This window comes from Pseudomonas sp. D3-27 (genome assembly GCF_051132165.1).
Classification (GTDB): domain Bacteria; phylum Pseudomonadota; class Gammaproteobacteria; order Pseudomonadales; family Pseudomonadaceae; genus Aquipseudomonas.
The window spans coordinates 1854220-1866065 of the sequence record NZ_CP071667.1 but is presented as its reverse complement, the minus strand read 5'-3'; the positions used below and the strand labels follow the sequence as shown (position 1 = coordinate 1866065).

The following is an 11846-nucleotide window of genomic DNA, read 5'->3' as shown; positions in this document are numbered from 1 at the left end:
AAACACCAGCATAAAAAAACGCCGGGCTTTTCAGCCCGGCGTTTTTTTGGGGAACCGTTGGGTGTCAGAGCTTCGCCGCGTGCCGCTGGTGACGTTCCATGTATCGCTCCACATAGGAGCAGGACGGGATCACCGAGTAGCCCATTTCCTCGGCGTACTGCAGGGCCGCTTCAGTCAGCTTCGCCGCGATTCCCCTGCCACGCAACGCGTTGGGCACGAACGTGCGATAGATATCCAGGGTCTGCTTGCCCAGGTCCATGTAGGTCAGATAGGCACGATGACCGTCCACAATGGTCTCGAACTGATGACCAGCCTGGTCATGGTGGATGGTAACCGCCTCGCTCATCACTACTCCTCGCGGGTCTGAATGCCGACCCCTACCTTACCGATGTTTTTCCGGCGAAGGAACATCTACGCCACCCCGTGCCTGCTTGGTCACCGAGCGCAAAAAATCAATCGCTCAAACCCGAGCACGTCGTGAATAGTAGGCACCAATGACGCAAATGCTCAAGGCACGCCTGTCACTGAAGGGATAAACCCCGGTGGGTTTATCGATTGAGCGTCACGCTCACCCTGTAGTCGATCAAGGCGCAATAGCTGAACATCGCCAGTTGTTGAGTCTTGAGACGAGCGCCGATTGTTAAAGTCACCGCCGTTACCAATAAAAGATGTGCCGGCGGTTGCGCAAAAAATGAGCAAAAGTCTAGGAGAATCAATAAACAGCGACTTTAGCGCTCTGCAATGAGTTGGTCTGCCCAGCGGAACTTTTCTTCACCGCCGCGCTCCATTCCGGAGGTTGGGCTGTGCGTTTTTTAAACAGCACTCAGAAAAGTTGCTTGAAAAAGAATCACCGCCTACAATTTTTTTGCTTCTTGCGCTACGTCAGTTTACTTACTACAAGTAATGAGTAGTATGTACGCCGGCTAACTCCTCACTCTGGGGAGACAGTCATTAAATAGAAAGTCCTTGAAGGGGAACACGATGAACAACGTTCTGAAATTCTCTGCTCTGGCCCTGGCCGCAGTTCTGGCTACCGGTTGCAGCAGCGCATCGAAAGAAACCGAAGCCCGTCTGACTGCTACCGAAGACGCAGCAGCTCGCGCCCAAGCTCGTGCAGACGAAGCCTACCGTAAAGCTGATGAAGCTCTGGCTGCTGCTCAAAAAGCACAACAGACTGCTGACGAAGCTAACGAGCGTGCTCTGCGCATGCTGGAAAAAGCTAGCCGCAAGTAATAGTCCTTCGGGATTGTTATCGAGCCGACCTGTTACTGGGTCGGCTTTTTTATTGCCCTGAGTTTTTGCAAGGCAAAAAAAACCGCCGAGGTCGCAAGAAGTCGGCGGTTTGCTTCAGGACAGTTACTGGGGCATGTCGACCGGTGCGCTCGAGACCATCGGGGCCGATGCACTTGGCACTGCGATTTCCACCGGCAGGCCATCTTCGGCAGCTACCACGTCACGCACCACGTCCCAGTTCATGCGCAAGTTGCTGGTGATGTCCTCACGCTTGAGCATCGCATTGATGACCGCGGTGTGCTTGTCCACCACGGACGGGTTGCCCTTGTCATCCAGGGGCGTATGGGCTTCCAGGTAAACCTTGCCGCCACTGAGGCCCAACTTGTACGGATCGTTGATGATTCGTACCGAAGTGCCCACCGGCACCATGCCGGCCATCTCCAGGACGTTGTTGTTGAACATACGGAAACAGCCGTGGCTGGTACGCATGCCAATGCCAAACTTCTTGTTCGATCCATGGATCAGGTAGCCCGGCGTACCCAGGGTGAACTTGAACGGGCCCAATGGATTGTCAGGACCGGCCGGCACGACATTCGGCAGCGGGTCGCCATCAGCGGCGTGTTCGGCCTTGATCGAGGCCGGAGGCGTCCAGGTCGGGTTAGGCGTCTTGGCGATGATGCTGGTGCGCGCAATGGGCGAACCCCAACCTTCGCGGCCAATCCCCAGCGGGAACGTATAGACCACGTTCCGGCCCTTGGGGAAATAGTAGAGGCGATATTCGGCGAGGTTGATCACGATGCCTTCGCGCGGGCCCGGAGGAAGAATGAAACGGGTCGGCAGGACAATCTCGGTGCCAGCCCCCGGCAACCACGGATCGACCCCGGGGTTGGCCGCCACCATCTCGGTATAGCCCAAGTCATAGGTGGTGCCCAGGTCAGCGAAGGTATCTTCGTATTTGGCCTTGATGACCTGCACCTGGCCGACGATATCTTCGCCCGGTGGGGGCAGGGGCAACTCCAACGCAGCAACGGGACCAGCCATACACAGGGCGGCAAGAGACAGGCAGCGGGCGACGGCAGGCAAGCGCGGCAACATCCGGGAAATCCTTCGCAGATCGAACAAGGGGTATCGAAACGGCGATTGTACACTGCCCCCCGTTATTTCGGGGAGAGCGGCACCGGAGTGTCCGATGCGCAGCATGCCGGGGGATCAACTGAAACCCTGTGGGAGCGAGCTTGCTCGCGATTGGCGGTGGGCCTGCCTGCACTGTATGGGACTGTGCCGGCCCTATCGCGAGCAAGCTCGCTCCCACAAAAGCGATACTCTGGGCCAGAAGGATCACAACTCGAACCGCAACTCCGGCCAGATTGGCGAGGTGCCGCGTTTCTGCGACTCCAGGATCGCCCGGCACAAGGAACACAGGCGGTGATCCTGGAAAATCCTGCGATCGACCCCGGACCAACGTGGCTGGGCCGGCAACAGGCTGCCGCACAGGGTCCGGTCGGCCGATCCGCCCAGTTCCAACTGCCGGGTCACCAGGTGCACCCGTACTTCCTGGCAGGCGAACAGATCCAGCTGCTCGTCAGGCTCGATCAGTTGGTAGGCAAACAGGGACCAGGCGGGACGCGGCATCGGGGGCTCCAAATCGGGGGCGCCACATTAGCCGAAACACCGCCTGTAGAAAAGCGTCAAAGCAGCGGTTTCAGCGTCGGCCAGACATTCTCCAGCAACTTGCCCTGAGCCGCGACGGACGGGTGCAACCCGTCGCCTTGCATCATCCCTGGGACACCTCCCACATCCTTGAGAAAAAACGGCACCAGCGGCACCTTCTTCTCCTCGGCCAAGGTGGTGTAGACCTTCGCGAAAGCCTCGGTGTAGCGCCGCCCATAGTTGGGCGGCAACTGCATGCCCAGCAAGATCACCTTCGCACCGCTGGCGCGAGAGCTCTCGATCATCGCTGCAAGGTTTTGTTGCAATTGTGTTGGCGGCTGTCCGCGCAGCCCATCGTTGCCTCCCAACTCCAGAACCACCACCTCCGGCTTATGGGCCGCAAGCAGCGTCGGCAGGCGCGCCAGGCCACCTGCACTGGTGTCGCCACTGATCGAGGCATTGACCACTTTATCGTCGAAACCCTCGGCCTTGAGCCGTTGTTCAAGCAACGACACCCAGCCTTGCCGGGTATCCAGGCCGAAAGCCGCGCTGATACTATCGCCAACGATCAGGACTGTACCCGCCGCTGCGTTCTGGACCATGCACATCAAGGCCAGGCCGGCACTCAAAAACCACACACGCATCGGATTCTCCATGGGCTCAAGCATTCTCACCGCGACGGACCTTAGCAAAGTGGTTCCCAGCGCGGAAGGTGAACTGACCATCCTGCACGAACTCAGCCTGGAACTGAACAAGGGCGACAGCCTGGCCATCGTCGGCGCGTCCGGTTCCGGCAAGTCGACGCTGCTCGGCCTGCTGGCCGGGCTCGACCTGCCCAGCAAGGGCGAAGTGACCCTCGCCGGCCAAGCCCTCAGCGCATTGGACGAGGATCAGCGGGCACGGGTTCGCGCCGAACATGTCGGCTTCGTCTTCCAGTCTTTCCAGCTGCTCGACAGCCTCAACGCGCTGGAGAACGTCATGCTGCCGCTGGAACTGGACGGCCGCAAGGACGCCCGGGAGCGCGCCACGCAACTGCTGCAACGGGTCGGGCTCGGCCAGCGGTTGACTCACTCGCCACGCCAGCTCTCCGGCGGCGAACAACAGCGCGTTGCGATCGCCCGCGCCTTTGCCGCCGAACCCGACGTTCTGTTTGCCGACGAGCCTACCGGCAACCTCGACAGCCACACTGGCGAACGCATCAGCGACCTGCTGTTCGAGCTGAACAAGGAACGCGGTACGACCCTGGTGCTGGTCACCCACGACGAACGCCTGGCCCATCGCTGCCGGCGCCTGATCCGACTTGAAGCCGGCCAGATGGTCGCGCCCCTGGAGCCTTGATGGCACGCTTGCCCCTGCTGCGCCTGTTCAGTCTTGCCATTCGCCAGTTGCTGCGCGACGCCCGCGCCGGCGAGCTGCGCGTGCTGTTCTTCGCCTTGCTGGTGGCCGTGGCGGCAAGCACCGCCATCGGCTACTTCGGCGCCCGGCTCAACGGCGCGATGATGATGCGCGCCACCGAGTTCCTCGGCGCCGACCTGCTGCTCGAAGGCAGCTCCCCCGCCCGCCCGGAACAGATTCGCAGCGGCACCGAACTGGGCCTGGAACATGCCCGTGTGGTGGAGTTTTCCAGTGTCGTTGCCACCGACAACGGTATCCAGCTGTCCAGCGTCAAGGCAGCCGATGACATCTACCCCTTGCGCGGCGAACTGAAAAGCGCCCCCGCGCCCCTTGCACAGGAGGAAACAGGCGGACGTCCAGCCCCGGGTGAGGCCTGGGTGGAGGCGCGGCTGCTGACCGCCCTGGACCTGAAGATCGGTGACAGCATCGATGTCGGCAACAAGACCCTTCGCCTGAGCCGGGTGCTGACCTACGAACCGGATCGCGCCGGCAACTTCTACAGCCTTACACCGCGAGTCATGATCAATCTCAAGGATCTGGACGCCACGGGCGTGGTGCAACCGGGCAGCCGCGTCAGCTATCGCGACCTGTGGCGAGGCCCGGCCCCGGCACTGCAAACCTACCGCGACCTGGTCAAGCCAGGCCTGGAACCCAACCAGCGTCTGCAGGATGCCCGCGATGGCAACCGGCAGATCGGAGGCGCCCTGGGCAAGGCCGAGCGCTACCTGAACATGGCCAGCCTGGTGGCGGTGCTGCTGTCCGGCGTGGCCGTCGCCCTCTCCGCCAACCGCTTCGCCACCCGGCGCTTCGACGCCAGCGCGCTGTTGCGTTGTCTCGGCCTGTCGCGCCGGGAAGCCATGGTGCTGTTCAGCCTGCAATTGACAGTGCTGGGCCTGCTGGCCAGTATCAGCGGCGCCCTCCTTGGCTGGATCGCCCAACTGGGCCTGTTCGCCTTGCTGCATGACCTGTTGCCGACCACCGTGCCGCCAGGCGGCCTGTTGCCGGCGATCGCCGGGATCGGCACCGGGTTGGTGGCGCTGGCGGGGTTCGCCTTGCCGCCGTTGGCTGCACTGGGCCGGGTCCCGCCGCTGCGCGTACTGCGCCGGGACATGCTGCCGATCCCCTCCAGTACCTGGGTGGTCTACGGCGCCGCATTGGGTGCCCTTGGGCTGATCATGTGGCGCCTGAGCCTGGACCTGGTGCTCACGTTTGCCCTGCTCGGTGGCGGCGTGATTGCCGCGCTGGTCCTTGGTGGCCTGCTGCTGCTGGCATTGCAGAGCCTGCGTCGGATGCTGGCCCGCGCCTCGCTGCCCTGGCGCCTGGGGCTCGGCCAGTTGCTGCGCCACCCGCTGGCCGCGGCGGGCCAGGCCCTGGCATTCGGCCTGATCCTGTTGTCCATGGCATTGATTGCGTTGCTACGCGGCGAGTTGTTGGATACCTGGCAAAACCAGCTGCCCAAGAACGCTCCGAACTATTTCGCCCTGAACATCCTGCCCAACGACAAACAGGCGTTCGCCGACAAGCTGATGGAACTATCCGCGCAGTCGGCCCCGCTGTATCCCGTGGTACCGGGGCGGCTCATCAGCATCAACGGCGAGCCGGCCAAGGAATTCGTGACCAAAGACTCGGCGGGCGACCGCGCGCTGCAGCGCGACCTGAGCCTGACCTGGGCCGCGGATCTGCCTGCGGGCAATGTGGTGACCGCCGGAAACTGGTGGCCTCAACAGCCACCGGACGATATTCCAGGAGTGTCGGTGGAAGGCAAGGTGGCCGAAAACCTCAAGATCAAGCTGGGCGACCGCCTGGTGTTCAATGTCGGGGGTCTCAACCGGGAGGCGAAGGTCACCAGCCTGCGGGAAATCAATTGGGACAATTTCCAGCCAAACTTCTTCATGATTTTCCAGCCCGGCACCTTGAAGGATCTTCCGGCCACCTACCTCACCAGCTTCTATCTGGCAGCCGGTCACGACCAGCAGATTGTCGACCTGTCACGGGCGTTCCCCGCCGTGACGATCCTGCAGGTGGAAGCCCTGCTCGAACAACTGCGCAGCATCCTCGCCCAGGTGACGCTGGCCGTGGAATATGTGCTGCTGTTCGTGCTCGCGGCGGGGATGGCCGTGCTGTTCTCAGGCTTGCAAGCCACGCTCGATGAAAGGATTCGCCAAGGCGCATTGCTACGCGCCCTCGGTGCCGAGCGGCCGCTGCTGACCAAGGCCCGGCGCATCGAGTTCGGTTTGCTGGGCGCGGTCAGCGGCTTGCTGGCCGCCCTGGGCTCGGAGTTGGTGAGCCTGGTGCTTTACCGGTACGCATTCGACCTGCCATGGCATCCGCATCCATGGCTGCTGGTGCTGCCATTGGTGGGGGCTTTGCTGATCGGTGCAGCGGGCGTATTTGGTACCCGCCGAGCGCTCAACGCCAGCCCGCTGACAGTGTTGCGCGAGGGTTGATAGACTTCCGGCTTCGCTATCACAAGAAGTTGCCATGAGTCGCTATCGCCCTCCCCGCACCGCCGGCACCGCGCTGATCACCCCCGAAGGTGAGGCGCGGATGCGCGCTGAACTCCACGAACTCTGGCACGTGCGCCGTCCCCAGGTGACCCAATCGGTCAGCGAGGCGGCGGCCCAGGGCGATCGTTCGGAAAACGCCGAATACACTTACGGCAAGAAGATGCTGCGGGAAATCGACAGTCGCGTGCGCTTCCTCACCAAGCGCCTCGAAGCGCTCAAGGTCGTCAGTGAAAAGCCCAGCGACCCCAACAAGGTTTATTTCGGCGCCTGGGTCACCGTGGAAGATGAAGAAGGCAACGAGTCCCGCTATCGCATCGTCGGGCCCGATGAGCTGGATTTGAAACAGAACCTGATCAGCATCGACTCGCCGCTGGCCCGGGCATTGATCGGCAAGGCCCTGGATGCCGAAGCCCGAGTCCAAACGCCTGCCGGCGAGCAACTTATATATATAACCCACATCGAATACCTGTAAAAACCAAAGAAAATTAATCCGCGGACATATCGCGGCACAACGACAAGCAACTTGTTATTTGACATCAACAGGTTCATCCGGGAAATTGAAAGTGCGCCGAGAGCGCACTTTTTTATTATCTGTACATATTCAAGGATGAATAACATGGACCCGAACTTCAGTGATCGATGGATGAACCACACACAGCAAATTTATAAACTTCGCATCGATGAACTAATTCTCCCCGGCACCCATGATTCAGGCTCTGACAGAGAAGCGCCGAAGATGCAGTTTCCGTTTGAAATCACCCAAGACGTTCCAATCCGCGATCAGATCAACCGTGGGTTTCGCGTACTCGACCTGCGCGTTGAGCTGTTCGCCGACCAGCCTGCCGGGCACCCGCGTCGCTTCCAGCTTTATCACCTGACCTCGTCGGGCCGTACCGTGGCCGGTGATGTCCTTGACGTGCTCAACGCGTTTTATGCGAACCCAGCCCGAGGGAAGGAAATCATCGTTTTGAACTTTCATCAGTTCAAGAATTTTACCGATGCGGCACATAACGAACTTCACGACCTGATTGACCAGACGATCGGACATCGACTGATCCACTACGCTCAGAGCTATATGACGCTTCAGGAACTATGGCAACGCATGCCAGGAAAGAATATCGTCATTTCCTATAACAGGCGTGGCGGGGATGGTTACTGGCCCGGGGTCGAGCACCAATGGTCCGGCGAGGACTATATAAGCACTTCAACGCTGAAAAAATTCATGGACGATGCCAGTTCACAGCCTAAAAGGCCCTACGCGCTTCGCTCCATCCAATGCGCGAAATATACAGGCTTCTTCGTCCCGGATGATTTCAGCGACAAAGTTGACGAATGGTTCGCGTCCCAAGACATCAATAGCTATATCCAACGCTTTCACATCATCAATACCGACTGGTCGACGCGAAGCAGCATTGTGCTCAACTGCATGCACGCCAACCAGTTCCGGGGCCTGGCCAAAGGGGACCTTAACGGCGGGTGATCAGTCCCTGCCTGGCCACACGGGTCAGCTGCCGGATCGTTTCGGCAGCGTCCGCCCGGGTGGGGGACTGGATCACGGCGAGGTCGAAGCTGTCATTGGCAAAACGCGCCAGGGACTCGCCGTCTTCGACAAATTGGATCAGGAAGGCAGCAGGCCCATGGTTGCGTCGCGGCCAGCCGTCCAGATAACGCAGCAGCGTTGGCTGGTGGGTACCGCCCAGGAGAATTTTCGGATTGCGTTGGAGAAGGTTCGCCGTGATTGGCGCAAGACGTACGAGGGGGCTGGATGCGTTCATTGTGTCGTGTCTCTGCCTCAAAAGTCTGCATGGCAGGTGAGAGGCAACACCGAACCAGCGCTTTAGCGGTATTTCGAAGCCCTGTTGTCCTGGCTTCTATCGGTGACCGGAAGTCACCTGGCGCCCCGCAAGTAGCTGTTTAAATCGGCGCATGAGCGGCATCCTAGAGAAGCTGACCGGCCAGTGTCAAGAATCGATGAGCACAAAAAAGGCCCGTACTGGACGGGCCTCGACGATTCAAGCAAGGGGTCAGCGGGCGATGGCGTTGTCGGCGGAAAGCTTGCCAGCACCTTCAATCAGCACGGCGACGCTACCCGCCAGCAGGGCCAGGCCAAACTCGTAGCCATTGTTGGCCATGAACAGACCATTGCCGATATGCACCGAGAAAATCGCCACCAGCGACAGAATCGCCAGACCCAGCGCCGCAGGGCGCGCCAGAAGGCCGATGATCAGCGCCAGGCCGGCAAAGAACTCGGTACCGCCCGCCAACGTCGCCATCAAGTAACCGGGAGCCAGGCCGATGCTTTCCATCCACTGCGCCGTCCCCGCCAAACCATAACCGCCAAACAGACCGAACAGCTTTTGCCCACCGTGGGCAGTGAAGATGATACCCACGACGATGCGCAGGACAGTCAGGCCGTAGCCAGCACGGGAGAACAGTACTTTGTTGATGAGAGTGCTCATGGATCATTCCTTGGTGATGTGTGGTTAGACGCCATATTAATCGAATAACCTTATCTAACTAGCGCAAAAACTCCGCCATAACGATCAGGTTATTTGATTATTTTGGCAGGACCACCTTTCGTTCCTGGGACTCCAGCGACTCTCGCTCCCGGTCAAACGCCAGATAGTATTTGTTCACACTATTAACGTAGCTGACTGCGCCCATCCCCACCTGCTCCATGGCGATGCGCTCCACCTGGAAAAACCACTGGTTCGGGTTCAATCCCCGTCGCCGGGCCTCGGCGCGCATCCCTTGCACCCGCTCGGGTCCCATGTTGTAGGCCGCCAGGACGAACGCCATGCGCTCTCGCTCGTTGAGTTTGGGGCTGGCGAAAAACTTGCGGCGGATCATGGCCAGGTACTTGGCGCCAGCCTGCACATTACCATCGAGGTTGCGGATGTCATTGACCCCGACCCGCTGGGCCGCGGACGGAGTGATCTGCATCAGGCCCGTCGGGCCGCTGCCGCTGCGCGCGTTGGGTTGCAGGGCCGACTCCTTGAAGGCCAGGGCCGCCAGGTTGAGCCAGTCCATGCCTTGAGCCTGGGCGTGCTTTTGCAGCACCGGCCGCAGCTTCTCCAGGCGCTGGCGATTGGCCCGGGCCAACGGATAATGGACCTGGTACAAGCGACGGTAGATCCGCAGGAACGCAGCGTCCTCGTTTGACGGTGCCTTGTAGGTGACGAGGAATCGATCGATGCTCGCCCGCAGCATCGCGGCGTCACGACGGACGAACCAGAACTCATCGCTCGGCTCGCCGATGAGCAATTGGCGGTCGAAGCGCAGCTTGGGCAAGATCTTGCCCCAACGTTCGGCAATCGGCTGTTCGACAATGGTCAGGTGGAAGATCCCGCCCTGGACCATTTCCAGCACATCCTCCACCGCCAGGGTGGGATCGACCCATTCGATTTTCACCGCCGGCAACTTGAGCAACGCAAGCTTCTGATTGATCTGGCTGACGGCATCCCCCGCCGCGCTGCCAGTGGGCAGGGCCAGGGTCTTGCCAGACAATTGTTCGACGCGGGTATATCGCTTCTCCCCCTTGATGCCCACCAGCAGCCACGGCACGTCGCTGCGGATCGGATCACTGGCGCTGACCGCCTGGCCCGGTTGCGGCTCAAGCAGTTCGCCGGGAGCGACCAGGTCGCCCTCGCCACGTTGCAACGCGCCAAGCAGTTGATCCTTGGCCTTGGGAATGATCTTGAGGGTAATTTCCTGGCCGTCCCGGGCATGTCCGTTGAGGTATTGCTCGAACGCCCGCAACCGGTGATATTCGACGCCAATGGGCTGTCCCTGGACTTCGCCGGAACTGTTGCGGCTCTGATTGACCAGGACTTTCAGCACCCGGCTGTCCCGGATCTGCGCCAGGTCCCGGACGGTTCCCGGCGCCACGGCTTGCAGCGGTCCGGGCAGCCGCGCTTCGGCCGGCATCGGCAAAAACAGCGAACAACACAGCACAAGCAATACCTGGGGACGTGCCATCCACTCTCCGGAAGGACAGTGCCGAGCCATCCCAGGGAACGGGACCGACTGGCAAAACAGAGCACCTTGGGGCGCTGAAAAGTGCGAAAGACTGGCACAGCGATGGCATTCGCACCACCCCAACCGGTCTCGTGGCCTCAACAGACAGCCGCAACTCGTTGTAGTTCTTGGCTTTTTTTATAAATCTACAGCTCTGATATGCTTTGCGGCCTTTGGGCCGAGGTAGCACCATGCAACTCATCGATATCGGCGTCAACCTGACCAACCCCAGTTTTGCCGACAAACACCAGGCCGTGCTCGAGCGCGCTTATGAAGCGGGCGTCTGCCAACTGGTCTTGACCGGTACCAGCATCGAAGGCAGCGAGCAGGCCCTTGAACTCTGCCAGCACCTCGACGAAGAGGGGCAACGGCTGTTTTCCACTGCCGGCATCCATCCCCACAGCGCCAGCGACTGGACGACCGACAGCGCACGACACCTGAAGGATCTGCTCAAGCAAGACCGCGTCCGCGCGGTGGGGGAATGCGGATTGGATTTCAACCGGGACTTCTCGCCCCGCCCACAGCAGGAAAAGGTCCTGGAAGAACACCTGGCCCTTGCGATGGAGTTGCAATTGCCGGTGTTTCTCCACGAGCGCGACGCCGACCAGCGTCTGCTGGAAATTCTACAAGGCTTTCGTGACCGATTGCCCGCCGCGGTGGTGCATTGTTTTACGGGCGAGCAAAAAGCGCTGTTCCGCTACCTCGATCTGGACCTGCACATCGGAATCACCGGGTGGATCTGCGATGAGCGCCGGGGCACCCACCTGCATCCATTGATGCGGGAAATCCCACGCGGTCGGCTCATGCTCGAAAGCGACGCCCCGTATTTACTGCCGCGTACCCTGCGGCCCAAGCCCAAGAACGGTCGCAACGAGCCGGCGTATCTGACGGACGTCCTTCGCGAAGTTGCCCTGCACCGCGGTGAAACCCAGGAAGACCTGGCAGCCCACACCACCGCCTGCGCCCGGGCGTTTTTTGGGTTGCCGAACCTTTCCGAATGAGCCGAAAGGCCCTGGGGAGCGAGCAAGCTCGCTCCCCAGGGCT

Annotated in this window: 13 protein-coding genes; 6 read left to right on the top strand and 7 right to left on the bottom strand. The window is 60.7% G+C overall.

Features of this window, described 5'->3' with window-relative positions:
- Positions 1-64: 64 nt before the first annotated feature.
- On the bottom strand, positions 65-346 hold the full coding sequence (locus J3P92_RS08735; protein ID WP_434650424.1) for a GNAT family N-acetyltransferase: 282 nt from the start codon (positions 344-346) through the stop codon (positions 65-67).
- A 635-nt stretch (positions 347-981) separates the two neighbouring features.
- Here J3P92_RS08735 and oprI point away from each other — a divergent pair.
- Positions 982-1233 (top strand): outer membrane lipoprotei OprI, encoded by a 252-nt coding sequence (gene oprI, locus J3P92_RS08730; protein WP_011335311.1) that lies wholly within the window; start codon positions 982-984, stop codon positions 1231-1233.
- 123 nt (positions 1234-1356) lie between these two features.
- Here oprI and J3P92_RS08725 read toward each other — a convergent pair whose 3' ends face one another.
- The 3 genes from J3P92_RS08725 to J3P92_RS08715 all read right to left on the bottom strand — a co-directional run bounded on the left by J3P92_RS08725 (position 1357) and on the right by J3P92_RS08715 (position 3527).
- On the bottom strand, positions 1357-2328 hold the full coding sequence (locus J3P92_RS08725) for a L,D-transpeptidase family protein (RefSeq protein WP_434563123.1): 972 nt from the start codon (positions 2326-2328) through the stop codon (positions 1357-1359).
- A 243-nt stretch (positions 2329-2571) separates the two neighbouring features.
- Positions 2572-2865, bottom strand: a complete 294-nt coding sequence (locus J3P92_RS08720; RefSeq protein ID WP_041020059.1) for a hypothetical protein — start codon at positions 2863-2865, stop codon at positions 2572-2574.
- Between the two features lie 56 nt (positions 2866-2921).
- On the bottom strand, positions 2922-3527 hold the full coding sequence (locus J3P92_RS08715) for an arylesterase (protein ID WP_434563121.1): 606 nt from the start codon (positions 3525-3527) through the stop codon (positions 2922-2924).
- Positions 3528-3537: 10 nt separating this feature from the next.
- Here J3P92_RS08715 and J3P92_RS08710 point away from each other — a divergent pair, with 10 nt between their 5' ends.
- From J3P92_RS08710 to J3P92_RS08695, 4 genes are all read left to right on the top strand, one after another.
- A complete protein-coding gene (locus J3P92_RS08710; RefSeq protein ID WP_039588896.1) occupies positions 3538-4221 on the top strand; it encodes an ABC transporter ATP-binding protein in 684 nt (227 codons plus the stop codon).
- The gene (locus J3P92_RS08705; protein WP_420764812.1) at positions 4221-6725 is read left to right on the top strand and encodes an ABC transporter permease; all 2505 of its coding nucleotides are present in this window, start codon (positions 4221-4223) and stop codon (positions 6723-6725) included. Before J3P92_RS08710 ends, J3P92_RS08705 begins: the two co-directional genes overlap by 1 nt.
- Before the next feature lie 34 nt (positions 6726-6759).
- Positions 6760-7257 (top strand): transcription elongation factor GreB, encoded by a 498-nt coding sequence (greB, locus tag J3P92_RS08700; RefSeq protein WP_420764813.1) that lies wholly within the window; start codon positions 6760-6762, stop codon positions 7255-7257.
- 144 nt (positions 7258-7401) lie between these two features.
- The gene (locus J3P92_RS08695; RefSeq protein WP_434650423.1) at positions 7402-8265 is read left to right on the top strand and encodes a hypothetical protein; all 864 of its coding nucleotides are present in this window, start codon (positions 7402-7404) and stop codon (positions 8263-8265) included.
- Here J3P92_RS08695 and J3P92_RS08690 read toward each other — a convergent pair.
- The 3 genes from J3P92_RS08690 to J3P92_RS08680 form a co-directional block, all read right to left on the bottom strand.
- A complete protein-coding gene (locus J3P92_RS08690) occupies positions 8252-8560 on the bottom strand; it encodes a class I SAM-dependent methyltransferase (protein WP_420764815.1) in 309 nt (102 codons plus the stop codon). The genes J3P92_RS08695 and J3P92_RS08690 overlap by 14 nt on opposite strands.
- A 249-nt stretch (positions 8561-8809) precedes the next feature.
- Positions 8810-9244 carry a DoxX family protein gene (locus tag J3P92_RS08685; RefSeq protein WP_434650422.1) on the bottom strand — a complete coding sequence of 145 codons (435 nt, stop codon included), beginning with the start codon at positions 9242-9244 and terminating at the stop codon, positions 8810-8812.
- 97 nt (positions 9245-9341) lie between these two features.
- Positions 9342-10763, bottom strand: a complete 1422-nt coding sequence (locus J3P92_RS08680; protein ID WP_434650421.1) for a transglycosylase SLT domain-containing protein — start codon at positions 10761-10763, stop codon at positions 9342-9344.
- 230 nt (positions 10764-10993) lie between these two features.
- Here J3P92_RS08680 and J3P92_RS08675 point away from each other — a divergent pair, with 230 nt between their 5' ends.
- Positions 10994-11803: a TatD family hydrolase gene (locus J3P92_RS08675; RefSeq protein WP_434610401.1), complete on the top strand. Its 810-nt coding sequence runs from the start codon at positions 10994-10996 to the stop codon at positions 11801-11803.
- Positions 11804-11846: the final 43 nt, after the last annotated feature.